Genomic DNA, 275 nt, shown 5'->3' with positions numbered 1-275 from the left:
GTCAGATTGCCGGATGACATTCGGTTAGATATTTATGAAATTCAATAATAAGATGGAGAGTGAGTCAACATGGAAAACTTTATCGGAAGCCATATGATTTACACGTATGAAAACGGCTGGGAGTATGAAATCTATATTAAAAATGATCATACGATCGACTATCGGATTCATAGCGGAATGGTAGGCGGCCGTTGGGTGCGCGACCAGGAAGTGAATATCGTCAAGCTGACAGAAGGCGTATACAAAGTGTCATGGACTGAACCGACAGGCACAGA

At 42.5% G+C, this 275-nt stretch carries 1 pseudogene; it reads left to right on the top strand.

Annotated features, from left to right (window positions below):
• Positions 1 to 69: 69 nt before the first annotated feature.
• Positions 70 to 275: pseudogene (gene padC / locus SB660_RS20310) on the top strand (phenolic acid decarboxylase); the annotation flags it as partial.

Origin of the sequence: Bacillus sp. SIMBA_005, from assembly GCF_046535585.1 — a bacterium.
Classification (GTDB): domain Bacteria; phylum Bacillota; class Bacilli; order Bacillales; family Bacillaceae; genus Bacillus; species Bacillus pumilus.
Note: the sequence above shows the minus strand (reverse complement) of the source record. Positions and strands in the feature narration are given on the sequence as shown.